The organism is Stenotrophomonas sp. 62841_Sma, assembly GCF_056482945.1.
This window is the reverse complement of record NZ_CM151224.1, coordinates 3,565,815-3,590,296: the sequence shown is the minus strand read 5'-3', so window position 1 is coordinate 3,590,296 and position 24,482 is coordinate 3,565,815. Positions and strand designations below refer to the sequence as shown.

20 protein-coding genes are annotated in these 24,482 nt (G+C 66.9%); 13 read left to right on the top strand and 7 right to left on the bottom strand.

Annotation, left to right across the window (positions count from 1 at the left end; all coding sequences use genetic code 11):
* The first annotated feature begins 85 nt into the window (after nucleotides 1-85).
* From ACZK5G_RS16930 to pbpC, 6 genes are all read left to right on the top strand, one after another.
* Entirely contained in the window at nucleotides 86-343 is a 258-nt protein-coding gene (locus ACZK5G_RS16930) for a type II toxin-antitoxin system ParD family antitoxin (protein WP_032127809.1), read from the top strand.
* On the top strand, nucleotides 330-656 hold the full coding sequence (locus ACZK5G_RS16925) for a type II toxin-antitoxin system RelE/ParE family toxin (protein ID WP_317217258.1): 327 nt from the start codon (nucleotides 330-332) through the stop codon (nucleotides 654-656). The genes ACZK5G_RS16930 and ACZK5G_RS16925 overlap by 14 nt, the downstream gene beginning before the upstream one ends.
* A gap of 23 nt (nucleotides 657-679) precedes the next feature.
* Nucleotides 680-1,858 carry a 2-methylaconitate cis-trans isomerase PrpF gene (gene prpF, locus ACZK5G_RS16920; protein WP_478464152.1) on the top strand — a complete coding sequence of 393 codons (1,179 nt, stop codon included), beginning with the start codon at nucleotides 680-682 and terminating at the stop codon, nucleotides 1,856-1,858.
* A gap of 151 nt (nucleotides 1,859-2,009) precedes the next feature.
* Nucleotides 2,010-3,470: a bifunctional 2-methylcitrate dehydratase/aconitate hydratase gene (locus tag ACZK5G_RS16915; RefSeq protein WP_478464150.1), complete on the top strand. Its 1,461-nt coding sequence runs from the start codon at nucleotides 2,010-2,012 to the stop codon at nucleotides 3,468-3,470.
* Nucleotides 3,471-3,694: 224 nt separating this feature from the next.
* A complete protein-coding gene (locus ACZK5G_RS16910) occupies nucleotides 3,695-8,602 on the top strand; it encodes an alpha-2-macroglobulin family protein (RefSeq protein ID WP_478464148.1) in 4,908 nt (1,635 codons plus the stop codon).
* A 64-nt stretch (nucleotides 8,603-8,666) separates the two neighbouring features.
* Entirely contained in the window at nucleotides 8,667-11,048 is a 2,382-nt protein-coding gene (gene pbpC, locus ACZK5G_RS16905; protein WP_478464146.1) for a penicillin-binding protein 1C, read from the top strand.
* Nucleotides 11,049-11,177: 129 nt separating this feature from the next.
* Here pbpC and ACZK5G_RS16900 read toward each other — a convergent pair whose 3' ends face one another.
* Nucleotides 11,178-11,753: a ferritin-like domain-containing protein gene (locus ACZK5G_RS16900; RefSeq protein ID WP_049421227.1), complete on the bottom strand. Its 576-nt coding sequence runs from the start codon at nucleotides 11,751-11,753 to the stop codon at nucleotides 11,178-11,180.
* 29 nt (nucleotides 11,754-11,782) lie between these two features.
* Entirely contained in the window at nucleotides 11,783-12,265 is a 483-nt protein-coding gene (locus ACZK5G_RS16895) for a peroxiredoxin (protein ID WP_032127816.1), read from the bottom strand.
* 261 nt (nucleotides 12,266-12,526) lie between these two features.
* Here ACZK5G_RS16895 and ACZK5G_RS16890 point away from each other — a divergent pair, with 261 nt between their 5' ends.
* Nucleotides 12,527-13,420: a DnaJ C-terminal domain-containing protein gene (locus ACZK5G_RS16890; RefSeq protein ID WP_106468840.1), complete on the top strand. Its 894-nt coding sequence runs from the start codon at nucleotides 12,527-12,529 to the stop codon at nucleotides 13,418-13,420.
* Between the two features lie 88 nt (nucleotides 13,421-13,508).
* Here the strand turns inward: ACZK5G_RS16890 and pilH are convergent, their stop codons facing one another.
* Both pilH and ACZK5G_RS16880 read right to left on the bottom strand, forming a co-directional pair.
* Nucleotides 13,509-13,880, bottom strand: coding sequence for a twitching motility response regulator PilH (gene pilH / locus ACZK5G_RS16885; protein WP_005410644.1), 372 nt, complete (start codon nucleotides 13,878-13,880; stop codon nucleotides 13,509-13,511).
* Between the two features lie 88 nt (nucleotides 13,881-13,968).
* Nucleotides 13,969-14,964: a YhdH/YhfP family quinone oxidoreductase gene (locus tag ACZK5G_RS16880; protein WP_478464144.1), complete on the bottom strand. Its 996-nt coding sequence runs from the start codon at nucleotides 14,962-14,964 to the stop codon at nucleotides 13,969-13,971.
* A 153-nt stretch (nucleotides 14,965-15,117) separates the two neighbouring features.
* On the opposite strand from ACZK5G_RS16880, the gene hflK reads away from it, so the two are divergent.
* From hflK to ACZK5G_RS16855, 5 genes are all read left to right on the top strand, one after another.
* A complete protein-coding gene (gene hflK / locus ACZK5G_RS16875; protein ID WP_049401370.1) occupies nucleotides 15,118-16,251 on the top strand; it encodes an FtsH protease activity modulator HflK in 1,134 nt (377 codons plus the stop codon).
* Nucleotides 16,248-17,111, top strand: a complete 864-nt coding sequence (hflC, locus tag ACZK5G_RS16870) for a protease modulator HflC (protein ID WP_010482785.1) — start codon at nucleotides 16,248-16,250, stop codon at nucleotides 17,109-17,111. The genes hflK and hflC overlap by 4 nt, the downstream gene beginning before the upstream one ends.
* Before the next feature lie 67 nt (nucleotides 17,112-17,178).
* Nucleotides 17,179-17,364, top strand: a complete 186-nt coding sequence (locus ACZK5G_RS16865) for a DUF2065 domain-containing protein (protein WP_005410640.1) — start codon at nucleotides 17,179-17,181, stop codon at nucleotides 17,362-17,364.
* A gap of 652 nt (nucleotides 17,365-18,016) precedes the next feature.
* Nucleotides 18,017-19,309, top strand: coding sequence for an adenylosuccinate synthase (locus tag ACZK5G_RS16860; protein WP_014038120.1), 1,293 nt, complete (start codon nucleotides 18,017-18,019; stop codon nucleotides 19,307-19,309).
* Nucleotides 19,310-19,426: 117 nt separating this feature from the next.
* A complete protein-coding gene (locus ACZK5G_RS16855) occupies nucleotides 19,427-20,095 on the top strand; it encodes a hypothetical protein (RefSeq protein ID WP_478464143.1) in 669 nt (222 codons plus the stop codon).
* Here the strand turns inward: ACZK5G_RS16855 and ACZK5G_RS16850 are convergent.
* Nucleotides 20,031-20,705 carry a M23 family metallopeptidase gene (locus tag ACZK5G_RS16850; protein ID WP_478464141.1) on the bottom strand — a complete coding sequence of 225 codons (675 nt, stop codon included), beginning with the start codon at nucleotides 20,703-20,705 and terminating at the stop codon, nucleotides 20,031-20,033. The genes ACZK5G_RS16855 and ACZK5G_RS16850 overlap by 65 nt on opposite strands.
* Before the next feature lie 4 nt (nucleotides 20,706-20,709).
* The gene (locus ACZK5G_RS16845) at nucleotides 20,710-21,672 is read right to left on the bottom strand and encodes a L,D-transpeptidase family protein (RefSeq protein WP_478464139.1); all 963 of its coding nucleotides are present in this window, start codon (nucleotides 21,670-21,672) and stop codon (nucleotides 20,710-20,712) included.
* A 235-nt stretch (nucleotides 21,673-21,907) separates the two neighbouring features.
* On the opposite strand from ACZK5G_RS16845, the gene ACZK5G_RS16840 reads away from it, so the two are divergent.
* Nucleotides 21,908-24,031 carry a methyl-accepting chemotaxis protein gene (locus ACZK5G_RS16840; RefSeq protein WP_478464138.1) on the top strand — a complete coding sequence of 708 codons (2,124 nt, stop codon included), beginning with the start codon at nucleotides 21,908-21,910 and terminating at the stop codon, nucleotides 24,029-24,031.
* 86 nt (nucleotides 24,032-24,117) lie between these two features.
* Here ACZK5G_RS16840 and ACZK5G_RS16835 read toward each other — a convergent pair whose 3' ends face one another.
* Nucleotides 24,118-24,405, bottom strand: a complete 288-nt coding sequence (locus ACZK5G_RS16835) for a hypothetical protein (protein WP_012511830.1) — start codon at nucleotides 24,403-24,405, stop codon at nucleotides 24,118-24,120.
* Between the last annotated feature and the right edge of the window lie 77 nt (nucleotides 24,406-24,482).

Sequence of the window (24,482 nt, the reverse complement as noted above, 5' to 3'; positions counted from 1 at the left end):
CTGCCCCCGGAGGCCGGGGGCGGGCTTGTCCGACACCAGGGCAGGGCGCACACTGACCTGGCAAAAACTGCCAAAGGAGAGTTTCATGGCCACCATGAACATTTCGCTGACCGATCCGCTCAAGCAGTTCGTGGACGAGGAAGTGCGCGAAGGCGGCTACTCCAGTACGTCGGATTATGTGCGTGACCTGATCCGCCAGCGTCAGCGCAGCAAGGCTGAAGCGCTGCTCAAGCAGTTGATTGCCGAGGGGCTGGCTTCTGGGCCTGCCGTTCCGGTGACTGCGGCCACATTCGAGCGGATGCGTCGCGAACTGACCGAAAGGATGGAGCGTGAAGGCGATTGAATGGAGGCCCCGGGCCGAGACAGACGCAGCCGACGCCGCGCTGTGGTACGCACGACAGGGAGGGCTGGCACTGGGTCAGCGCTTTCTCGCCGAGCTGGAGGCCACGCTTCAACGTATTGCGATGTTCCCTGCGTCAGATTCCGTCCGCCATGCCGACCTCGCCGCACAGTTGCCGGCACTCCTGCGCTTCATGCAGGTTCCGGGCTTTGAACGCTATCTCGTCTACTACCTCGATCTGCCGGACCGCGTGGACGTCATGCGGGTGTGGTGCGTTGATCGTGGCCTTGACGCACTGATGCAAGACATTTCCTGAAATCCAAACGCTTGGATCCGACGATGAATTTTCTTCCGCAACTCCGAATTCCCGCCACCTACATGCGCGGCGGCACCAGCAAGGGCGTGTTCTTCCGCCTGCAGGACCTGCCCGAGGCCGCGCAGGTGCCGGGCGCCGCGCGTGACGCGCTGCTGATGCGCGTGATCGGTTCGCCCGATCCGTATGGCAAGCAGACCGATGGCATGGGCGGCGCCACCTCCAGCACCAGCAAGTGCGTGATCATCTCCACTGCCTCTGTGCCGGATCACGATGTCGACTATCTGTACGGTCAGGTGGCGATCGACACCGCCTTCGTCGATTGGAGCGGCAACTGCGGCAATCTCAGCACTGCGGTGGGTCCGTTCGCAATCGCCAACGGTTTGATCGATCCGGCCCGGGTACCGCGTGACGGCCTGTGCACCGTACGCATCTGGCAGGCCAACATCGGCAAGACCATCATCGCCCACGTGCCGATGCGCGATGGCGAAGTGCAGGAGATCGGCGATTTCGAGCTGGACGGCGTGACCTTCCCGGCGGCCGAGATCCAGCTGGAATTCATCGATCCGTCCGATGACGGCGATGCGGGTGCGATGTTCCCGACCGGCAATCTGGTCGATACCCTGGAAGTGCCCGGCGTGGGCAGCTTCGAGGTGACCATGATCACCGCTGGCATCCCGACGATCTTCCTCAACGCTGCCGATCTGGGCTACAGCGGCACCGAGCTGCAGCCGGCGATCAACGAGGACAAGGCCGCACTGCAGAAATTCGAGACCATCCGTGCACATGGCGCGCTGCGCATGGGGCTGATCAAGAACCTGGAAGATGCGGCGACCCGCCAGCACACGCCGAAGGTGGCCTTCGTGGCGCCGGCGCAGGACTATGTGTCATCCAGCGGCAAGGCCATTCCGGCCTCGGCCATCGACCTGCATGCGCGCGCACTGTCGATGGGCAAGCTGCACCACGCGATGATGGGCACCGCCGCCGTGGCGATCGGCACTGCCGCGGCTATTCCGGGCACCCTGGTCAATCGTGCGGCCGGCGGCGGCGAACGCGAAGCGGTGACCTTCGGTCATCCCTCCGGCACGCTGCGCGTGGGTGCGCAGGCCGGCCTCGTTGACGGCCAGTGGACAGTAAGCAAGGCCATCATGAGCCGCAGTGCCCGCGTGCTGATGGAAGGCAAGGTGCGGGTGCCGGCCGAGTAACCCGCAGGTCGGCGCTGGCATCACACGCTTCGGTAGATGCCAACCTTGGTTGGCATGGCATTGGCACCGCCCGGGCAATGTCCAGCGCCAACCACGGTTGGCGACTACCGGGAGGCGCGGCCTGACCCGCTTTCTGAAGAGGAGATCGACGATGTCCGACAACCCCACCCCATCCAACGAGCGTGCAGCGTGGGATGCGCTGCTGGTGGACATCGTCGATTACGTGCGCGACGCACGCATCGACTCACCGCTGGCGTTCCAGACCGCGCACCACTGCCTGCTCGACACGCTGGGCTGCGGTTTGGAAGCGCTGTCCTTCCCGGCCTGCAGCAAGCTGCTCGGTCCTCTGGTGCCGGGCATCAGCGTGGTCAACGGTGCGCGCGTGCCGGGTACGCACTACGTGCTGGATCCGGTGCAGGCCGCCTTCAACCTGGGCGCGATGGTGCGCTGGCTGGATTTCAACGACACCTGGCTGGCCGCCGAATGGGGCCACCCGTCGGACAACCTGGGCGGCATCCTCGCCGTCTGCGACTGGCTGGGACGCAACGCGCAGGCCCTGCGCCGCCCGCCGCCGACCGTGCACGACGTGCTGCTGGCGATGATCAAGGCGCACGAGATCCAGGGTGTACTGGCCCTGCAGAATTCCTTCAATCGGGTCGGGCTGGACCATGTGGTGCTGGTCAAGGTCGCCACCACCGCTGTGGTGGCGCAGCTGCTCGGGCTGGATCGCGAACGCATGCTCAATGCAGTGTCGCTGGCCTGGGTCGATGGCCAGGCGCTGCGGACCTACCGGCACGCGCCCAACACCGGTTCGCGCAAGAGCTGGGCCGCCGGCGATGCCACCAGCCGTGGCGTACGCATGGCGCTGATCGCGGCAACGGGTGAAATGGGCTATCCGAGCGTGCTCAGTGCACCGACCTGGGGCTTCGAGGCTGTGTCCATGCATGGACAGGCACTGACGCTGGAGCGGCCGCTGGGCAGCTATGTGATGGAGAACGTGCTGTTCAAGATCAGCTACCCGGCCGAGTTCCACGGCCAGACTGCGGTGGAGGCAGCGATCGCGCTGCACCAGCAATTGCGCGCGATGGGGCGGCAGGTCGAGGATATCGCGCACATCGCCATCCGCACCCAGGAAGCCTGCATCCGCATCATCGACAAGAGAGGCCCACTGCACAATCCGGCCGACCGCGACCACTGCGTGCAGTACATGATCGCCATCGCGCTGCTGCATGGGCGGCTGGTGGCCGAGGACTATGAGGACGACGTCGCCGCCGATCCGCGCATCGACGCGCTGCGCGCAAAGATGGCCTGCCACGAGGATCCGCAGCTCAGCGCCGACTATCTGGACCCGGACAAGCGCAGCATCGCCAACGGCCTGAGCGTGCGCTTCAACGATGGCAGTGAACTGCCGGAAGTGCTGGTGGAGTACCCGCTTGGCCACGCCCGACGCCGCGGAGAAGGCATTCCGCTGCTGATGGACAAGTTCCGCCGGCACCTGGCCCATCGCTTCCCGACCGCCCAGCAGCAGCGCATCCTGGCCGCCTCGCTGGACCCGGTGGCGCTGGCGGCGATGCCGGTGACCGATTACGTGGATCTCTATCTGCCGGGGTAGCAACGCTTTGGTGGATCTGACACCACGCCTGCTTGCCAGGCACGTGGCTCGGCTCGCTTTGGTAGGTGCCAACCTTGGTTGGCACGGCCGACGCCAACCGAGGTTGGCGGCTACCGGTTCCGCCGGCCAGCGGCCGGCACTACCCGCCCGGGCAATTGCCGAATCCGCGTCAACACCTTGACGCGGCCTGCCTATAATGGCCACCTCGATCAAGGAGTGACGACATGAGCGGTCCGGCACGGCGGAAGCGGTGGGGATGGGCGGCGGCGGTACTGGCAGGAGGCCTGTTGCTGGGCCTGGCCGGTTGCCGCAACGACAGCGGGCAGCTGCCCAAGGCCAGCGGTGAAGCGATCACCACCCAGGCCGAGCAGGTGAAGGAATTCACCCTGCTGCGTGCCTACCCGGACCAGAAGAATGACGGCCTGTCGCTGGCGCTGGAGTTCTCGCGCCCGCTGGTCGGCACCCAGGATTTCGACAAGCTGGTGCGCTTCGAAGAGAAGGTCGGCACCGACGACAGCAGTTGGACGTTGTCCGATGACGGCCTGACCCTCCGCTATCCGTTCGTCGAGGCTGGCAAGGAGTTCAGCCTGGTGGTCTCGCCCGACCTGCTGGCCGCCGATGGCAGTCGCCTGGGCAAGGAACTGAAGCAGAAGGTGTTCAGCGGCGAGCTGAAGCCGGTGGTCGGCTTCGCCTCGCAGGGCAGCGTGCTGCCGGCCAAGGACAGCCGTGGCCTGCCGGTGGTCTCGGTGAACGTGCCCGAGGTTGACGTCGAATTCCTGCGCGTGCGCGAGAAGGACCTGCCGACCTTCTTCAGCCAGTACCAGCGCGGCGGCCGCCGTGGCAGCTGGGAGCTGAGCAGCGACTACGAACGCAGCCCGATCAACAAACTGGCCGAGCCGGTCTACGTCAACCGCTTCATCCTCGGCGGCAAGAAGAACGAGCGGGTGCTGACCTACCTGCCGACCCAGGACATCAAGGAACTGCAGGAGCCGGGCCTGTACTTTGCCCTGCTCAAGCGCACCGGTGACTACGAAGGCGAGTTCGATACCGCGTTCTTCTCGGTCAGCGACATCGGCCTGCATACCCGTGCCTACAAGGACAAGCTGTTCGTGCACACCGCCGGCCTCAAGGACGGCGCGCCGCTGAAGGGCATCGACCTACGCGTGCTGGATGCCAAGGGCGAAGTGGTGCTGAAGGGCAGCACCGACGGCAACGGCAATGCGCTGCTGAACTACACGCTGGATGCCACTCACGTGCTGGTCGCCAGCACGGGCAAGGACACCAGCTTCCTGCCGTTCAACCAGCCGGCGCTGGACCTGAGCGAATTCGCCGTGGCCGGCCGTGACAATGCCTGGTTCGACGTCTATGCCTGGTCCGGGCGCGACCTGTATCGCCCGGGCGAAACCGTGCGCCTGTCCGCCCTGCTGCGCGACAACGATGGCAAGCCGGTCAAGGCTCAGCCGGTGTTCCTGCGCCTGAAGCAGCCCGACGGCAAGACCTTCCGCGAGACTCGCCTGCAGCCGGGCGAGCAGGGCTACATCAACTTCGAGCAGGTGATCCCCGCCGAGGCGCCGACCGGGCGCTGGCAGGTCGAGTTCCGCACCGATCCGGCCAGCAAGGAAGCGATCCAGGGCATGACCCTGCGCATCGAGGAGTTCCTGCCCGAGCGCATGAAGCTGGACCTGGACAGCGCGCAGAAGACGCTGAAGCCGGGCGAGGACCTGCGCCTGCAGGCCAATGGTGCCTACCTGTACGGTGCGCCGGCGGACGGCAACCGTTTCACTGCGCGCATGGCGGTGGCCGCCGAGCAGCAGCCGGTCGAAGGCCTGCCGGGCTACTTCTTCGGTGACCCGACCCTGCAGCTGCCGCGCGAAGCCAAGGACGTGATCGACATCACGCTGCCGGCCAACGGCCAGCTGCGTGAGGATGTGGCATTGCCGGAAGAGGCCGCCAAGGCCAAGGCACCGATCGCCGTGGTGCTGTCCGGCAGCCTGTATGAAACCGGTGGCCGTACCGTCACCCGCACCCTGAAGCGGGTGATGTGGCCGGCCAACGCGCTGGTCGGCGTGCGCCCGCTGTTCAACCCCGAGGATGGTGCCGACTCCAACGGCAATGCACGCTTCGAGTTGATGCGCGTGGATGCTGCGGGCACACCGCAGCCGGCCAAGGGCCTGAAGATCACCCTGGTGCGCGAGCTGCGCGACTACCACTGGACCTTCAACGACAACCGCTGGGACTACGATTTCACCCGCCGCTTCGAGAACAAGGAAACGCGCACCGTCGACGCCGGCAGCAGCGCGGTCGCCTTCGATTTCCCGGTGGAGTGGGGCGAGTACCGGGTGGACGTGTTCGATCCGTCCACCGGCCTGACCAGCCGCTACCCGTTCCGTGCCGGCTGGAGCTGGGGCGACGACAACCGCGGCCTGGACGCGCGCCCGGACAAGGTCAAGCTGGGCCTGGACAAGACCGGCTACAAGGCCGGTGACACGCTGGAGGTGACGGTGACCCCGCCGCATGCCGGCAAGGGCATCCTGATGGTCGAGACCGACCGCATGCTGTACGTGCAGGACATCGACGCCAAGCCGGGTTCGACCTTCAAGATTCCGGTCACCGCCGATTGGGAGCGGCACGACGTCTACATCACCGCGCTGGTGTTCCGTGGCGGCAGTGCGCCGAGCAAGATCACTCCGGCCCGTGCCGTGGGCGTGGTGCATGTGCCGATGGACCGCAAGGGCCGCACCGTGGCCGTCGGCCTGGCAGCGCCCAAGCAGATGCGACCGGAGCAGGACCTGCCGGTGACGGTCAGCGCGCCGCAGCTGGCTGGCAAGATGGCGCACGTCACCGTCTCGGCGGTGGACGTGGGCATCCTCAACATCACCCGCTTCCCGGTACCCGATGCCGGTGCGCACTTCTTCGCCCAGCGTCGCCTCGGCATTGATGCCTATGACATCTACAGCCGGGTGATCGAGAGCTTTGACGGCGGTGCCGGCAAGCTGAAGTTCGGTGGCGACATGGCGCTGCAGGCGTTGCCGCAGGCCAAGCGCCCGACTGCGCGCGTGCAGACCGTGGACCTGTTCTCCGGCCCGGTGCAGCTCGATGCCAAGGGCATCGCCCGCATCCGCCTGAAGGTGCCGGACTTCAACGGCACGCTGCGGGTGTCGGCACTGGTCTACAGCGATGACCAGTACGGCAAGCGCGATGTGGAAACCGTGGTGCGCGCGCCGATCCTGGCCGAAGCCAGCATGCCGCGCGTGCTCGCCCCGGGCGACCGCAGCACCGTGACCCTGGACGTGCAGAACTTCACCGGCAAGCCGGGCCAGTTCAACGTGAAGGTGGAAAGCGAAGGCCCGCTGAACCTGGGCGAGGGCAGCCGCAGCGTGCAGTTGAATGCCGATGCCAAGACAACGCTGAGTTTCCCGCTGTCCGCGCGTGAGGGCCACAGCGTGGCCAAGGTGCGCGTACGTGTGGACGGCAACGGCTTCAAGGCCGACCGCCGCTACGAACTGCCGGTGCGTGCCGCGTGGCCGCAGGTGCTGCGTTCGCAGGTGCGCACGCTGGATCCGCTGGCAGCGGTCAGTCTCGACAACAGCCTGACCGATGGCCTGATGTCCGAGTCGGTGAATGCCCGCCTGCTGGTCAGCCCGCTGCCGCCGATCCCGTTCGCCAGTGCGCTGCAGGGCGCGCTGAACTACCCGTACGGCTGTGCCGAGCAGACCACCAGCAAGGGCTACGCCGCGCTGATCCTGGACCAGGCGACGTCGTCGATGCTCGGTGCCGATGGCCTGGATGCCAAGACCCGTCGCGAACGCATGGAAGGTGCGTTCGGTCGCCTGGCGTCGATGCAGGTGGCCAACGGCAACTTCTCGATGTGGGGTGACGACGGCTACGTGAACCCGTGGCTGACGCCTTACATCACCGAGTTCCTGCTCGATGCCAAGGACGCCGGCTTCGCGGTGCCGGACAACGTGCTGCAGAAGGCACTGAACCGGCTCAGCGAGGACCTGCTGTCCGGCGGCAACCAGTTCTACGGCCAGGACGACCGCGAGAAGCTGAAGTTCGCCAACCAGGCGTATTCGGGCTACGTGCTGGCCCGGGTCAACCGTGCGCCGCTGGGCACCCTGCGCACGCTGTACGACAACGAGCGCAGCAAGGCGGTCGGCGGCCTGTCGCTGGTCCATCTGGGCGTGGCGCTGTCGCTGCAGGGTGATGCCAAGCGTGGCCAGGCCGCGCTGACCGCAGCCTTCGCCAAGTCCAGCAGCGAACGCCCGTCCTACTTCGGCGACTACGGCAGCGCCATCCGTGATGACGCGCTGATGATCGCGCTGACCCACGAAAACAAGCTGGCCAAGCCGGCCTGGGATGCGCGTGCGCTGGATCTGGGCCGTGGCCTGAATGCGCGCCGCAATGCCGGCTGGATGTGGCTGAGCACGCAGGAACAGGTAGCGATCGCCCGCCTTGGCAAGGCACTGGCCGCCAATCAGAAGGCGCTGGTGGCCGGTGAGCTGGTGATCGGTGGCAACACCGAAGCCATCGGCGAGCGCAAGCTGTTCGGCCGCAATTTCAGCGCCAGCGAACTGGCCAGTGGCGTGCGCTTCACTCCGCAGGGCCAGCCGCCGATGTTCGCCAGCATCGACGTGGCTGGCATCCCGCGCAGTGCGCCGGCACCGGACAACAGCGTGCTGGGCATTGAGCGCAGCTACTTCGGCACCGATGGCAAGCCGTGGTCGCCGCGTCCGCTGAAGGAAGGCGAAGCGCTGATCGTGCGCGTCACCGTCACCGCCGACACCACGATGCCCGATGCACTGCTGACCGACCTGCTGCCGGCCGGCCTGGAGATCGAGAACTTCAACCTGGGCGATGCCAAGCAGTGGGCCGACGTAGTGGTTGATGGCATCACCATCAGCGACCGCGGCGAAGCTGCCGACACCAAGCACGAGGAGTTCCGCGACGACCGCTATGTGGCTGCGCTGAAGCTCTCGCGTGGCAGCAAGGCCAACGTGTTCTATCTGGTGCGTGCGGTGACCCCGGGTACCTACTCGGTGCCGCCGCCGCTGGTGGAGGACATGTACCGGCCGCAGCTGCGTGGCGTCGGCCGCAGCAACCCGACCACGATCACGGTGGTACAGCCGTGACCGCGCGGACGGGCCGCGACGGCGCGGCCCGTCCCGCTGGCAAGCTCCAATCCGGCACGCTGCAATGAAGAAGACGATGTCGATCCGGCTGGCGGCCCTGCGCCGCCGGTTGCGGCCGCTGTGGCCGTGGCTGCGCTGGGGCACGGCCGCCACGCTGGCGCTGCTGCTGGTGCTGGATTTCGCCTTCCCGCCGCCGCTGCCGAAGCAGCGCGATACCAGCACCCTGGTGGTGGCTGCCGACGGTACGCCGCTGCGTGCGTTCGCCGATGCCGAGGGCGTGTGGCGCTATCCGGCATCGATCGACAGCGTCTCGCCGCTGTACCTGCAGGCGCTGCTGACCTACGAAGACCGCTGGTTCTGGCGCCATCCGGGTATCAACCCGCTGGCCATCCTGCGTGCCAGCGGCCAGCTGCTGCGCGGTGGTCGCATCGTTTCCGGCGGCTCGACCCTGACCATGCAGGTCGCGCGCATCCTCGACCCGCATACGCGCACGCCCTGGGGAAAGCTCAAGCAGATGCTGCGCGCGGTGCAGCTGGAAGTGCATCTGAGCAAGCAGCAGATCCTGGCCCTGTATCTGGAGCGCGCGCCCTACGGTGGCACCATCGAGGGCGTGGAAGCGGCCAGCTGGGCCTATCTGGGCAAGCCGGCGGCGCAGCTGTCACATGCCGAGGCCGCCTTGCTGGCGGTACTGCCACAGGCACCGAGCCGGCTGCGCCCGGACCGCCACCCGGAAGCCGCGCAGAAAGCGCGCGACAAGGTGCTGTCACGCATGGCCGAACTGGGCGCGTGGACGCCGGAGGAAGTGCAGGATGCGCGCATCGAGAACGTGGTGGCACGCTCGCTGCGACCTCCGTTGCACGCCGCGCTGCTGGCGCAGCGCCTGCATTCGGCGCATCCGGGCCAGGCGCGCATCCAGAGCAGCATCGACATCGGCCTGCAGCGCACGCTGGAAGAACGCGTGGCGAGCTATTTCTCGACACTGCCCGAGCGTACTTCGGCGGCCTTGCTGGTGGTCGACAACCAGTCTCTGCAGGCGCGTGCCTACGTCGGTACGTTGTCCTTTGGTGACCGCCAGCGGCTCGGCCACGTCGACATGGTGCAGGCCTGGCGGTCGCCGGGCTCCACGCTCAAGCCGTTCCTGTATGCGATGGCGCTGGACGATGGCCTGATCCATTCGGAAAGCCTGCTGGTCGATGCGCCACAGAGTTTCGGCAGCTACCGGCCCGGCAATTTCGACATGGCCTTCAATGGGCCGATTGGTGCCTCCAGTGCATTGCGGCTGTCACTCAATGTGCCCTCGGTGGACCTGCTGCAGCGGGTCGGGGCCGCGCGCTTCGCCGCGCGCCTGTCGCACTCCGGCATCCAGCTGCGCTTCCCGCCGGGCAGCACGCCCAACCTCTCGCTGATTCTGGGCGGTACCGGTGCGCGGCTGGAAGATCTGGTCGGTGCGTTCGCCGCGCTCAACCGCAACGGCATCGCCGGGCGTGTGCGCTACACCGATGACGAACCGATGATCGAGCGGCGATTGGCCTCGCCCGGCGCCAGCTGGATCGTGCGCGAAATGCTGGAATCGAACCCGCGCCCAGGCTACAGCGCTGGCACCTTCGATGTTGGCGGTCGCCCGCGCGTGGCCTGGAAGACCGGCACCAGTTACGGGTACCGCGATGCGTGGGCAATCGGCAGCACGCGCCACTACACCGTGGGCGTGTGGGTGGGCCGGCCGGACGGCACACCGCTACCGGGCCAGTACGGCGCGGTGACCGCGCTGCCGCTGATGTTCGAAGTGGTGGACAGCCTGCCGCGCCAGCGCGGCGATTCGGCTGCTGCACCGATGCCGGCCAGTGTCAGCCAGGAAGACATCTGCTGGCCGACCGGTGAACGCGCCGTAGGCCTGCCGACGGCACTGTGCCAGCGGCGGATGTCGGCCTATCTGCTGGACGGCGCGGCACCACCGACCTTCCCCGAGCGCGAGGCGCGGCGCTGGCAACCGGGCCGGCAGCGTTACCTGGCTGATGCGCGGACCGGACTGCGTGTATCGGCCGATTGCCGTAATCCACATGAGGAAGTAGCGCGCGAGATCGCGCGCTGGCCGGCGTTGTTGTCACCGTGGCTGCCCAAGGCCACACGCGCTGCCTCGCAGTTGCCGGCGCTGTCGCCGGATTGCCGCGACGACGGGCGTGAGGCCAGCGTGGCCCTGCACATCGATGGCCTCAATGATGGCGCTGCACTGGCGCGTGCACCCAATGCCGAACATGGCGTGCGCCTGCAGCTGCGCGCGCTGGGCAGCGAGCAGGCGGTGGACTGGCTGCTGGATGGCCGTTGGATCGCGCAGACCCGTGGCGCGCAGTTGATGCAGCGCGAGTTCGCCGAGCCGGGCGCACACACCCTGACCGCGCTGGCGGCGGATGGCGCGTGGACGCAGGTGCGGTTCAACGTTCTCAGGTAGATGCCGACCTTGGTCGGCGCGCGGTCCAACGCCAACGACACCGCCGTGCTCTGGTAGGTGCCAACCTTGGTTGGCACGCGATAAATGCGCCCACCAAGGTGGGCATCTACCAAGGCGTATGCGGGGCCGCTATTCCCCGATCCACCCATCCAGCAGGTCGGCGAATTCGTCGGCGTGTTCCTCTTCCTGCGCCAGTATCTCTTCAAGGATGCGCTTGGTGGTGGTATCGCGGTCGCCGATGAAGTTGATCATCTCGCGGTAGCTGTCGATGGCGATGCGTTCGGCCACCAGGTTCTCGCGCACCATGTCGCGCAGGTCGCTGCCTTCCTTGTACTCGGCATGCGAGCGCGCGGTCAGCGTATCGGGGTTGAAGTCCGGCTCACCGCCGAGCTGGACGATGCGCTCGGCCAGCTTGCCGGCGTGCGCCTGTTCCTGCTGTGCATGCTCGAGGAATTCGGCTTTCACCGCGTCGGCCAGCATGCCCTTGGCCATGAAGTAGTGCCGGTAGTAGCGCAGCACGCATACGTACTCGGTGGCCAACGCATCGTTGAGCAGCTTGATCACGACCTTGCGGTCGGCGCTGTAGCTGTCGGTGATCGCACCGTCTTCGATGTTGCGCCGAGCGCGTTCGCGCAGGGTCTTGCGGTCACTGATACCGGGCACCTTTGCGGCAGGCTTTGCGGCTTTGGCTGGCTTGGTGGACATGGCTGGCCGTTTCCTCTTGCGGTGGAAGATCAGGTTGGCAGGTGCTCCAGCACGTATTCGGCCGAAGACACTTCGAACTGGCCGGGCTGCTCGATCCAGGCCGCACGCACCACGCCATCCACCACGTACAGGGCGAAACGGCGTGAGCGGATGCCCATGCCCGAGGCGCTGGCGTCGAGCTCCAGGCCGAGCGCACGGGTCAGTTCGGCATTGCCGTCGGACAGCATCAGCAGGCCGTCGGGCACGCTCTGGTCGGCGGCCCAGGCCTTCATCACGAACGGGTCGTTGACCGCCATGCAGTAGACATCGATGCCGCGCTGGCGGAACGCCTGGAATTTCTCGACGTAGCCGGGCAGGTGGCGCGCCGAGCAGGTCGGGGTGAACGCGCCGGGCACGGCGAACAGCACCACCTTGCGTGCGTCGAACAGCGAATGCGTATCGAGCGTTTCGATGCCCTCGCGGATGCGCTTGAGGGTCACTTCCGGAATGCGGTCGCCGACATGGATGGTCATGGGGAACTCCTTGCTGGGGCAGGCTAGTGGGCCGGATGGGACAGGGGCGTCAAGACATTGGAAAACCCGTGTGCAGGCCCCATCTTCAGGCTTTGCGGCAGGGGCTTCCAGCCACAGCGTGGCGCAGGGGGATGGCAGCCGCATTGCGCAGGATCAGTCGGCCTCACCGGGGCCGCACGAGGGGCGGCGTAGCATCGCCGGCGCGTAGAATGAACCTGGGGCGGCGCCACCGGCGCGGCCGAAGCAGATCGAGGTAGCTGGATGGAATTCAAGGATTACTACGCCACCCTGGGGGTGGAACCGAGCGCGGGCGAGGCGGAGATCAAGACCGCCTACCGCCGGCTGGCACGCAAGTACCACCCGGACGTCAGCAAGGAGGCCGGGGCCGAAGACAAGTTCAAGGCGGTCAACGAGGCCTACGAGGCGCTGCGCGATCCGGAAAAGCGCGCGGCCTACGACCAGCTGCGCGCGCAGGGCTATCGCCCGGGCGAGGAGTTCAACGTGCCGCCGAACTATGGTGGTGCTGGCGGTTTCAATTTCGAGGAAGTATTCGGCGGTGGCGGCCCCAATGGCGGCTTCAGCGACTTCTTCGAGAGCCTGTTCGCGCGCCAGCGTGGCGGTGGTGGTGCTGGTCCGGGGCCGGGCTTCAGCAGCCAGGGCCACGCGCCCAACCGCGACACCCGCGCCAAGCTGTCGGTTCCGCTGGAAGCGGCCTACAGCGGCGACAGCCTGCGCATCACCGTCAACGGCAAGCAGCTGGACGTGCGCGTGCCCAAGGGTATCCGCCCGGGCCAGGTGATCCGCCTGGCGGGGCAGGGCAACCATGGCGGCAACCTGCTGCTGGAAGTGGAATACGCCGCCCACCCGCAGTTCGAGGTTGATGGCCGCAACATCCTCTATACGCTGCCGGTGACCCCGTGGCAGGCCGCGCTGGGTACGAGCATCAGCGTGCCGACCCTGGGTGGAGCGGTGGAACTGAAGATTCCGGCCGATTCCGATGCCGGCCGCAAGCTGCGCCTGCGTGGCCGTGGGCTGCCGGGCAATCCGGATGGCGACCAGATCGTCGAGATCGAGATCGTGGCCCCGGCCGCGACTGACGAGGCGCAGAAGAAGGCGTACCGGAACCTGGCCAAGGCCTTCGGCGAGACCATTTGAAGGTAGTGCCGGCCGCTGGCCGGCAACTTCATTGCCCGGGACGGTGATGCGTGGTTGCCGGCCAGCGGCCGGCACTACCGCGCGTGTCTCAGCCCTGCCCGGCGAACACCCGCTCCAGCACCTCGGACAGCTCGTCTTCCGAGAACGGCTTGGTGATGTAGGCCTTGGCGCCCTGGCGCATGCCCCACATGCGGTCGGTGTCCTGGTCCTTGGTGGTCACCAGGATCACCGGGATATGCCGGGTCGCCTCGTCGCGGGCGAGGGTGCGGGTGGCCTGGAAGCCATTGAGGTTGGGCATCACCACGTCCATCAGGACCAGGTCGGGCAGCTCGGCCTTGGCGGTTTCGACCCCGGCGGCGCCATCGGTGGCGGTCAGGATCTGGTGCCCGAGCTTCTCGACGATGCGCTGTATCCCCAACAGCTGCGACGGTGAGTCGTCGACGATCAGAATGCGTGCCATGTTGTTCCCCATGTAATGCCCGCAGTGTAGTGCGGGCCCATTACTGGCGGGAGGGGCGCATCTGCCGTCCGTCGCCTGCCTGCGACGTTCAGTCGATCCGCACCACGGTGCGGCCCAGCGAACCGCCCGCCAGCATCCGTTCGAACACGGCAGGAAGGCCATCGAGGCCGACTTCGGCGGTGCAGATGCGGTCCAGCTGCTGCGGCTTCCAGTCACTGCCCAGCCGCGACCACACTTCTTCGCGCAGCCCGCGCGGTGCATTGGCCGAGGACACGCCCAGCAGTGACACGCCGCGCAGGATGAACGGCATCACCGTCATGTCCAGCGTCGGGCTGGCTGCCAGGCCGGCACTGACCACGCTGCCGTAGGGCACCGTCTGTGCCAGCAAGCTGGCAAGCATGTCGCCTCCGGCATTGTCGAGGCCCCCGCCGAAGCGGGCCGACTGCAGTGGGCCGGTATCGGCCAACGCCTCACGTGGCAGCACTTCGGCGGCGCCGATGCCATGCAGGAAGTCCGACTGCTCTGGCTTGCCGCTGACCGCGTGCACGGTGTAGCCGGCGCGGCTGAAGATCGACAGCGCCAGCGCGCCGACACCACCGCTGGCGCCGGTGACCGCCAGTGGGCCGAGCTCCGGTGTCTGCCGGTTGTCCTGCATGCGCAGCAGCGCCAGCGCTGCCGTGAAGCCGGCGGTGCCCAGCACCATCGCCTCACGCGGGGTCAGCCCGGCCGGCTGGGCGATCACCGCACGCGACTCCAGCCGCACATACTGGCTGTAGCCGCCATCGCGGGTCTCGCTGAGGCCGCAGCCGGTGGCCAGCACCGCATCGCCTTCACGCCAGTCCGGGTCGGTGCTGGCGACCACGGTACCGGCCACGTCGATGCCGCCCACCAGCGGGAAACGGCGCAGGATCCTGCCCTTGCCGGTGCCCGCCAGCGCGTCCTTGTAGTTGACCGAAGACCAGTGAGCGCGGATCAGTACCTGGCCGGGGTTGAGGTCGTCGACATTGAGCTGGGCCAGGCCGCTGCGGTAGCCGGCGTCGTCGTTTTCGATGCGGAAGGCGGTGAACGGGGTGGTGGGGGCCATCGGCGTTGCCTGACTTCGAGGAAAACGCCACCTTACCCCGTTGCCCCCCTTTCGATCCTGCCGATCCGCCCCATCTTGTATGATCGGTAATGGTTTCACGGCTGGTGGTGCGGGAAGGGCCCGCGCCGCAGCCCAAATCTTGATGGAGCGTGCATGGCCTGGAATACACCCGGCGGCAACAAGGGCGGACAAGGCCCCGAGGACAATCGACGCGGGCCCTTCGGGTCGCGCGGCGGTGGCAATGGTGGTGGCTGGGGCGGACTGCCCGGGCCGCTGAAGGACCTGTTCGACGGTGGCATCATGCGTTGGGTGGTGGCAGCCGTGGTGTTGCTGGTGCTGTTCTCCAGCTTCCAGCTGATCGGCGAACAGCAGCGTGGCGTGGTGCTGCGCTTCGGCCAGTTCTCGCGCATCCTGCAGCCCGGCCCGAACTTCAAGCTGCCGTGGCCGATCGAATCGGTCACCAAGGTCAATGCCACCGAGATCAAGACCTTCTCGATCCAGGTGCCGGTGCTGACCCGCGACGAGAACATCGTCAACGTCTCGCTGAACGTCCAGTACCGCATCGACGACCCGCAGCAGTACCTGTTCGGCACGGTCGATGCCAACCAGGTGCTGGAGCAGTCGGCGCAGAGCGCGGTGCGCGAGGAAGTCGGTCGTGCCGACCTCAACGCCGTGCTGAACAACCGTGGCCCGCTGGCCGTGGCCGCCGAGGAGCGCCTGCAGGCACTGCTGAAGGCGTTCAAGACCGGCCTGACCGTGACCGGCCTGACCCTGCAGGACGCCCGTCCGCCGGAAGAAGTGAAGCCGGCCTTCGACGAGGTCAACGGTGCCCAGCAGGTCAAGGAACGCTTGATCAACGAAGCCCAGGCCTACGCCGCCAAGGTCGTGCCGGAAGCCCGGGGCCAGGCCTCGCGTGCCCGTACCACCGCCGAAGGCTACAAGCAGGCCGTGGTGTCCAAGGCCGAGGGTGACGCGCAGCGCTTCAGCCTGTTGCAGGCCCAGTACAAGGACGCCCCGGAAGTGACCCGCAAGCGCCTGTGGCTGGAGACCGTGCAGCAGGTGCTGAGCGAGAACCGCAAGGTGATCGGTGGCGATGGCCGCCAGCTGATCTACGTGCCGATGACCGGCGATACCCGTCCCACCACCTCGGCGCCGCCGGGAGTGACCAATCCGGAGGTGGTGATGCCGTCGCTGCCGGGTGCAGCGGCGGAAGCTTCCCGTGATCCGGGCCGGCCGGTGGGCCGCCCGACCGGGCGACCGAGCGGCCGTGAGGAGGGCAGCCGATGAAGAGTCCTATCTGGATCGCCGTGATCGTGGCGGTGGTGCTGGGCCTGCTCGGCTCGGTGTACGTGGTCCGCGAGGACCAGACCGCCATGGTGCTGAACCTGGGCAAGGTGGTGCGTTCGGACATCAAGCCGGGCCTGCACTTCAAGGTGCCGGTGGTGGAAACGGTGAAGGTCTTCGACCGCCGCTTCCAGGTGCTCGACACCGCCCCGGCGCGTTACTTCACCGCCGAGCAGAAGGACGTCAGCGTCGACTTCTTCGCCATCGGCTACATCTCCAACGTGGGTGACTACTTCCGTGCCACCGGTGGCGATCCGCGCATCGCCAACGCCCGCCTGGCACCGATCATCACCGACTCGCTGCGCAACCAGATCAACTCGCGCACCCTGCAGCAGCTGGTCTCCGGCGACCGCAGCGAGCTGATCGCCGAGCAGCTGAAGGGGATCAACGAAGCGGTGGCCGGCCTCGGCATGCAGATGATCGACCTGCGCATCAAGCAGGTGGACCTGCCGACCGACAGCCAGGTGATCAATGATGTGTACGAGCGCATGCGCGCCCAGCGCAAGCAGGAAGCGGCCAAGCTGCGTGCGGAGGGCGAGGAGCAGTCGCTGACCATCCGCGCCCAGGCCGACCGTGACAGCACCGTGCTGATCGCCGAAGCCGAGCGTGATGCCCAGCGCCTTCGCGGTGAAGGCGACGCCGATGCGGCGCGCATCTACGGCAAGGCCGGCTCGGCCGACCCGTCGTTCTATGCGTTCTACCGCAGCCTGGAGGCCTACCGTGGCTCCATGACCGACGGCAACGGCGTGATCGTGCTCGACAAGAACGACCCGTTCCTGCAGTACCTGAAGAACGACCGCTGAGGTCGCAGGGCAGTACCCCACGGGGCCCGGCCAGATGCCGGGCCCCGTGCTTTTTCCGGAGTCCCCCATGAAAGATCTGTTCGCCGCCGTCTGCCTGGTGGCGGTGCTGGAAGGCCTGTTCCTGTTCGTCGCCCCGTTCGCCTGGAAGCGCATGGCCGAGCGCCTGCTGGACCTGCCCAGCCCGGCCCTGCGCAGCTTCGGCGGGCTGGTGCTGCTGGCCGGCCTGAGCCTGCTGTGGTGGGCGCGGCATTGAAAGGGTAGTGCCGGCCGCTGGCCGGCAACCTGGGATTGCCGGCCAGCGGCCGGCACTACCGGGAGGCGCCTGACCGGCCGGTACATGCGTGACCCGGCTCTGGTAGATGCCAACCTTGGTTGGCATTGCCGGCCAGCGGCCGGCACTACCGGGAGGTGCCTGACCGGCCGGTACATGCGTGGCCCGGCTCTGGTAGCTGCCAACCTTGGTTGGCATTGCCGGCCAGCGGCCGGCACTACCGGGAGGCGCCTGACCGACCGGCACATGCGTGGCCCAGCTCTGGTAGATGCCAACCTTGGTTGGCATTGCCGGCCAGCGGCCGGCACTACCGGGAAGCGCCTGACCGGCCGGTGCATGCGTGGCCCGGCTCTGGTAGATGCCAACCTTGGTTGGCATTGCCGGCCAGCGGCCGGCACTACCGGGCGGGGCGGCTGACCGGCCGGTGAAGCCGTCCGTCGGAAAGGTGGCACCCGACCCCGGAAACCCGGATAATGCACAAAAGCCGGACGGGCCTCCCCGTTCGGCTTTTTCCGTGTCTGGGCCTTCCATCGCCGGCTGCTCCCCGTTTGGAGCCGCCCTCCAGGTGCTGGCCAGCCCCGCCACGGTTCAACCGTCCGCGGCCCCGATGGCCGCAACATATGAGGAGCCCGTCATGGGTCAGTCTGTCGTAGTGTTGGGTGCCCAGTGGGGCGATGAAGGCAAGGGCAAGATCGTCGATCTGCTCACTGAGGAAATCGGCGCCGTCGTGCGCTTCCAGGGCGGCCACAACGCCGGCCACACCCTGGTCATCAACGGTAAGAAGACCGTCCTGCACCTGATCCCGTCGGGCATCCTGCGTGACGATGCGCTGTGCCTGATCGGCAACGGCGTGGTGATCTCGCCGGCCGCGCTGCAGAAGGAAATCGCCGAGCTGGAAGCCTCCGGCGTGGAAGTGCGTTCGCGCCTGAAGATCTCCCCGGCCGCGCCGCTGATCATGCCGTACCACATCGCCCTGGACCAGGCGCGCGAGCGCGCTGCCGGCGGCAAGGCGATCGGCACCACCGGCCGTGGCATCGGCCCGGCCTACGAAGACAAGGTGGCGCGTCGCGGCATCCGCATCGCCGACCTGCATTACCCGAAGCAGCTGGAAGAACTGCTGCGCACCGCGCTGGATTACCACAACTTCGTGCTGACCAAGTATCTGAACACCGATGCGGTCGATTTCCAGAAGACCTTCGACGAAGCGCTGGCCTTCGGCGAATACGTGCAGCCGATGAAGTCCGACGTGGCCGGCATCCTGCACGACCTGCGCAAGCAGGGTAAGCGCGTGCTGTTCGAAGGCGCGCAGGGTGCGCTGCTGGACATCGACCACGGCACCTACCCGTACGTCACCAGCTCCAACACCACCGTCGGTGGTGCACTGGCCGGTTCCGGCGTCGGCGCCGATTCGATCGACTACGTGCTGGGCATCGCCAAGGCCTACGCCACCCGCGTCGGCGGCGGCCCGTTCCCGACCGAACTGGACGACGAAGTCGGCCAGGGCATCCGTGACCGCGGCGCCGAGTACGGTGCCTCGACCGGCCGTCCGCGTCGCTGCGGCTGGATGGACATCGTCGCGCTGAAGCGCGCCGTGGCCATCAACGGCATCAGCGGCCTGTGCATCACCAAGCTGGACGTGCTGGATGGCATGGAAAAGCTGAAGGTCTGCATCGCCTACGAATACAACGGCAAGCGCACCGAGTACGCGCCGCTGGACGCGCAGGGCTGGGAAGACTGCACCCCGGTGTACCTGGAGTTCCCGGGCTGGAGCGAGAACACCCACGGCATCACCAACTGGGACGACCTGCCGCCGGCCGCACGTGCCTACCTGCGTTCGCTGGAAGAGCTGGCCGGTTGCCCGATCAGCATCGTCTCCACCGGCCCGGACCGCGACCACACCATGGTCCTGCAGGATCCGTTCGCCTGAGGTAGCGCCGGGCGCTGCCCGGCGTAGGTGACAGGAAGAGCCCCGCGAAAGCGGGGCTTTTTCGTTACTGTGTCGGCACGGCCAGCAGGGAAATGACGTGATGACCTGGATGTCAGCGTGAAGGGTGTAACGGTGGTGCGGATCACCCTGTGGGTGCTGTGGAGCCTGTGGGCGCTTGCCTGCGCGGTGCTGGTGCTGGGCGCGATCGCCAACCACATGGCCTCACGCACGCAGGTGCTGCCTGTGGTGCTGAGCCCGGGTGCGACGGCCGAGGTCACGGTCTACCGCTTCATCGATGACCAATTGCGGCTGCGCCTGCGTTACGCGGATGACGGTACTTCCACGGCGATCGATCCTGAGGTGCGCCTGCGCGTGGAAACCCCGACAGATCAGACCGACTTCCGCGCCGAAACGCGTTCGGGCGTGCCGGGTTCCGGCATCACCCGCGCGCTGGAATCGGTTGTGCCTGCTGGATTTGCCGCCTCGTACTTCGGTTATGGCCGGGGGGATGCGCTGCCGCGCGGGCGTTCGTGGCTGCGGGTGACCGTTCTGGAGGTCGAGCCCGCGCTGGCGGGGCGCGTGGCCTCGGTGGAACTGCTGCCACCGATGGACGTACTGAAGCTGACCGACCTGGACTACGCGTGGCTGTGGCCGTTCTTCTTCTGGAAGGTGGCGGCGTTGTTCCTGCTGATTCCGGGCGCTGCCCTGGTGGCATTCACCATCACCTTGCGGCGCTGGCAGCGTCAGGCGTCGAAGCCGCCTGTTTCAACAGCGGATACGGATTGATCGACTCTCCCTTCCACCACTGTTTTTCCGGGCCCAGCAGGTGCACCTCGAAGTGCAGGTGCGGGGCCTCGGCGCTGGCGTTACCGGTGCTGCCCACGTAACCGATCACCTCTCCGCGCTTGATCACCTGCTTCTCCGCCAGGCCATCGGCGTAGCGCTGCAGATGCGCGTAGTAGTAGCACCAGCGCCCGCTGGGCTCGAACTGGTAAATCGTCAAGCCGCCGCGCTCGCTGTCGAACAGTTTTTCAACCGTTCCATCGGCCACCGCCAGCACCGGCGTACCGGTATCGGCCATGATGTCGATGGCATCGTGTACGCGGCCCTCGCTGCGTGCATCGGTGAAGGTATCGCGCAGCTGGGACGCATGGATACCCTGCACCGGCAGCAGCAGACCGGACGGTGCATCCGCAGTCTGCGCGGCCGACGGCGCGGTGTTGGCGGGTGGGGCTGTTGCGGGTGTCGCTACAGATTCCTTCGCCGGCGCCGCTGCCAGTGCCGATTGCGCTTGAGGCAGCGGGGCGGGTACCGGATCACCTGCATCGCGGTGCAGCCACCAGCCTGCACCCAGCCCCAGCAGAACGCCCAGCACGATCAGTTGCGAAAGGCGCATCGGCTCACTCCTGCATCACCACGGGTACCGAGGTATCCACGGCATCGGCCACGCGCAGCGCATCCCAGTTGGTCATGCGCACGCAGCCATGCGATTCGGTCTTGCCCACATGGCCGGGTTCGGGCGTGCCATGCAGGCCGTAATGCGGCTTGGACAGATCGATCCAGACCCGCCCGACCGGATTGTTCGGGCCCGGTGGCAGGGTGGCCTTCTTTTCGCCCTTGCGGGCATCCCAGAACAGTTTCGGGTTGTAGTGGAACGGCGGGTCGCGGTAAACGCCCAGGATCTTCCATTCGCCGATCGGTAACGGGTCGTGCTGGCTGCCCGACGACACCGGCACCTGTGCGATCACCTTGCCCTGCGCATCCAGCAGCTGCAGCGTGGAATCGGATTTGTCGACCACGATCTTCGCCGCCTTCGGCAATGCGGCCAGTGCGATGTTGGGTACCTGGATGCGGCTGCCAGCCTTGGTCAGGTCCACGCCGGGATTGAGCACTTTCATCAGCTCAGGGGAGGCATGGAAGCGCTCGCCGAGGGCTTCTTCCACACTGCCGTAGCCCAGCGATGTGAGCTTGGCCTGGGCGGCGGGCCCTTTCGGAGTGGCCTGGAACGGACCGGCGACATCCTCAGCAGTCAGCGTGTAGCTGGCCAACGGCCCAACGGTATCGGCCTGCAGGGCCTTCCAGGTGGTGTCGTCCAGTTCACCCGTTACGTCCAGCCCATGCGCTGCCTGGAAACCCGACACCGCGCGTCGCTGGTTGCTGCCCACTTCGCCATCGATCTGGCCAGGGGAGAAATTCGCGCGATCCAGCAGCACCTGGGCGTGCAGGGCGGAGTGGGGTGCCACATCCGGCCCGGCTTTCTCGGCAATGGGGGCAGGTAGTTCGGGCGGCGTCGCCTGCGCGAAGGCTGGCGACGCCAGCAGCGAGAGAGCGAGCAGGGTGGATCGGGACACGGGCAAGGGCATTGGGATCTCCAGCAGGTCACGCCACCACCTTGCCCGCAGCCGCCGCCGAGCCACCGTGAAAGGGATCTGATGCCCGCATGAGCAGCCATGGGTATTGCAGCTGTGTCCAGCGCGCAGGTGCTGCTGCGCCGGGGGCTCACCAAGGTGAACGGTGGCCGACGCCGTCGACGGATGGCGATCAAGATTGCCTGCCGGGCCGCCGATAAGGGCGCATCCCCCCGTTTTGGATACCCCCATGAACTACTTGAGGAACGTCAGGGTTGCCTGGCGTCTTGGGCTGGGCTTTGGCCTGTTGCTGCTGCTGGTTGCCGCCGTGGTGGCCACCGGCGCCACCGCCAGTGTCGTGCAGAAGCGCGCGATGCAGCAGGTGGTCGACGTCAGCGTGGCCAAGGTGCGCCTGCTGTCGCAGATGCTCGATGCCAACAACCAGATGATGGTGGTGCGCCGCGAGATGCTGATCCGCCAGGGCGACGACCGTGGCCACGACGAGCAGCGCATCGCCGATCTGGTGAAGCGCTACGAGGCCAGCTGGACCGCCTATCAGGCGCTGCCCAGCGACGCCGACGGCAAGGCCATCGCTGAAACCATCGCCGCCAAGCGTGCCATTGCGCGCCCGCTCAACAAGCAGACCAGCGAACTGATGGAGCAGGGCGACTACCCGGGCGCCGTAGCGCTGACCCTGGGCCCGGTGCAGGAAGCGGCAAACGGCTGGAACAAGGCGCTGTCCGATGGCGTGGACTTCGAAGAGAAGGAAAGCCGTGATGCCGCCGCCGAGGCGATCCGCCTGGGTGAGCGCAGCCTGCTGCAGCTGCTGGTGCTGGGCGGCGTCGCGCTGCTGGTGGGCATCGGTGCCTCGGTGATGATCGGCCGCAGCCTGACCGGTCCGCTGGCCCGCGCGGTGAACCTGGCCGAGCGCCTGTCCAAGGGACAATTGGACCAGGAGTTCCGCCTTGGCGGCCGTGACGAACTGACCCAGCTGGGCGAGGCGATGGCCAGCGTGCGGCAGAGCGTGCAGGCGGCGATCGGCGCACAGCTGCAGATGGCTGAGCAGCATGAGGCGGGCGCGATCCGCTATCGCATGGACGCCAGCGCCTTCCCCGGTGACTTCGGCCGCATGGTGCAGGCCACCAACAGCCTGGTCGAATCGCACGTGCAGGTGGAGCTGCTGATGGCCGAAGTGATGCAGCGCTACGCCATCGGCGACCTCAGCCGCGACCTGCCCGACTACCCGGGCGAGAAGGGCACGCTGACCCGTACGTTGGCCGCGGTGAAGCAGAGCCTGATGGCGATCAACGCGCAGATCGATGAACTGGCCCGCGCCGCACGCGCCGGTGATTTCAGCATGCGTGGTGATGCCGCTGCGTTCCAGTACCAGTTCAAGGCGATGGTCGAACACCTCAACGGCATGATGGCCAGTTCGCAGGCCAGCATCGCCGATGTCTCCGACGTGCTGCGTGCGATCTCGCACGGCGACCTGACCGCACGCATGGATGGCGAGTACGACGGCGTGTTCGCACGCATGCGTGACGACGCCAACACCACCACCGCACAGCTGACCGGCATCGTGCGTGGCATCCAGGTGGCTGCCGACAGCATCAACAACGCGGCGCAGGAACTGGCCGCCGGCAACAACGACCTGTCGCGCCGTACCGAGCAGCAGGCAGCCAATCTGGAAGAAGCGGCCGCATCAATGGAGGAACTGACCTCCACCGTGCGCCAGAACGCCGAGCTGGCGCGTCAGGCCGACAGTGAAGCGCATGCCGCGGGTGCCGCCGTACGCGAGACCGAGCAGGCGATGGCACAGATGGCATCGGTGATGGGCGAGATCGACCAGTCCTCGGCACGCATCTCGGAAATCTCCACGGTGATCGACGGCATCGCGTTCCAGACCAACATCCTGGCGCTGAATGCTGCAGTGGAAGCCGCGCGTGCAGGCGAGCAGGGCCGTGGATTCGCCGTGGTTGCCAGCGAAGTGCGCACGCTCGCGCAGCGTGCCGGTGTCGCCGCCAAGGAGATCAAGGAGCTGATCGAAGACGCCGCTGCGAAGGTGAAGAGCGGCCTGGCAGTGACCGTTGAATCGGAAGCCGCGATCGCGCGCGTGGCACAGGCAAGTTCGCGCACCACCCAGCTGATGAGCGACATCGCAGCGGCCAGCAAGGAACAGGCCGCCGGCATTGAGCAGGTCAACCAGGTGGTGGTGCAGATGGACCAGGTGACCCAGCAGAACGCTGCGCTGGTGGAAGAAGCCACCGCTGCCAGTCGCGCGCTGGAAGAACAGGCGCATGCACTGACCACGTCGGTGTCGGTGTTCAAGGTGGAAGGCGCAGCAGCTTCCGCCGTGACGCGTCGCGCAGCCTGAGCAGACTGCTGAACCCGTGACAGGAATACGGCCGCCCTGAGCGGCCGTATTCCCATTGCCTGCTCAGACAGGCCGACACACCGCCATCATTGTTCAAGAACACTGCCGAGCATGGCCCCCACCGCATACAGCACGACCAGGGTAGGGGGCATCACCAGCAGGTAGACGGTCGTCCAGGTCTTTCCGGATAGCCACCCACCCATGCCGATGACGTTGAGTGCTGCGGTCTGCAGCATCACCGGCAGCTGCATGAGGATGTAGGCGCTCTTGGGGTCGCTGTTGGCCTGGGCATCGAGCACCAGCCAAGTGGTCAACGCGAGATAGAGTGCGCATACGGCTAGGCCGGTCCAGCTGAGCCAGCGTGACTTGCGCATGCCGCCTTCTCCGTTCCGTCTGGACTACCAGCGTAGCGCCGCGTGCGCCGCCGTGCACTTCCTTGGGCCGAGCCAAT

Excerpts from the sequence above, each read along its gene's own strand:
- ACZK5G_RS16895 (WP_032127816.1), bottom strand. The coding sequence starts at position 12,265 with ATGACCATCCATGTCGGCGACCGCATTCCGGAAGTGACCCTCAAGCGC.
- ACZK5G_RS16865 (WP_005410640.1), top strand. The coding sequence starts at position 17,179 with ATGAAAGATCTGTTCGCCGCCGTCTGCCTGGTGGCGGTGCTGGAAGGC.
- ACZK5G_RS16890 (WP_106468840.1), top strand. The coding sequence starts at position 12,527 with ATGGAATTCAAGGATTACTACGCCACCCTGGGGGTGGAACCGAGCGCG.
- ACZK5G_RS16900 (WP_049421227.1), bottom strand. The coding sequence starts at position 11,753 with ATGTCCACCAAGCCAGCCAAAGCCGCAAAGCCTGCCGCAAAGGTGCCC.
- hflC (WP_010482785.1), top strand. The coding sequence starts at position 16,248 with ATGAAGAGTCCTATCTGGATCGCCGTGATCGTGGCGGTGGTGCTGGGC.
- ACZK5G_RS16915 (WP_478464150.1), top strand. The coding sequence starts at position 2,010 with ATGTCCGACAACCCCACCCCATCCAACGAGCGTGCAGCGTGGGATGCG.
- ACZK5G_RS16880 (WP_478464144.1), bottom strand. The coding sequence starts at position 14,964 with ATGGCCCCCACCACCCCGTTCACCGCCTTCCGCATCGAAAACGACGAC.
- prpF (WP_478464152.1), top strand. The coding sequence starts at position 680 with ATGAATTTTCTTCCGCAACTCCGAATTCCCGCCACCTACATGCGCGGC.
- ACZK5G_RS16835 (WP_012511830.1), bottom strand. The coding sequence starts at position 24,405 with ATGCGCAAGTCACGCTGGCTCAGCTGGACCGGCCTAGCCGTATGCGCA.
- ACZK5G_RS16845 (WP_478464139.1), bottom strand. The coding sequence starts at position 21,672 with ATGCCCTTGCCCGTGTCCCGATCCACCCTGCTCGCTCTCTCGCTGCTG.
- pbpC (WP_478464146.1), top strand. The coding sequence starts at position 8,667 with ATGAAGAAGACGATGTCGATCCGGCTGGCGGCCCTGCGCCGCCGGTTG.
- ACZK5G_RS16910 (WP_478464148.1), top strand. The coding sequence starts at position 3,695 with ATGAGCGGTCCGGCACGGCGGAAGCGGTGGGGATGGGCGGCGGCGGTA.
- hflK (WP_049401370.1), top strand. The coding sequence starts at position 15,118 with ATGGCCTGGAATACACCCGGCGGCAACAAGGGCGGACAAGGCCCCGAG.
- ACZK5G_RS16850 (WP_478464141.1), bottom strand. The coding sequence starts at position 20,705 with ATGCGCCTTTCGCAACTGATCGTGCTGGGCGTTCTGCTGGGGCTGGGT.
- ACZK5G_RS16930 (WP_032127809.1), top strand. The coding sequence starts at position 86 with ATGGCCACCATGAACATTTCGCTGACCGATCCGCTCAAGCAGTTCGTG.
- ACZK5G_RS16860 (WP_014038120.1), top strand. The coding sequence starts at position 18,017 with ATGGGTCAGTCTGTCGTAGTGTTGGGTGCCCAGTGGGGCGATGAAGGC.
- pilH (WP_005410644.1), bottom strand. The coding sequence starts at position 13,880 with ATGGCACGCATTCTGATCGTCGACGACTCACCGTCGCAGCTGTTGGGG.
- ACZK5G_RS16840 (WP_478464138.1), top strand. The coding sequence starts at position 21,908 with ATGAACTACTTGAGGAACGTCAGGGTTGCCTGGCGTCTTGGGCTGGGC.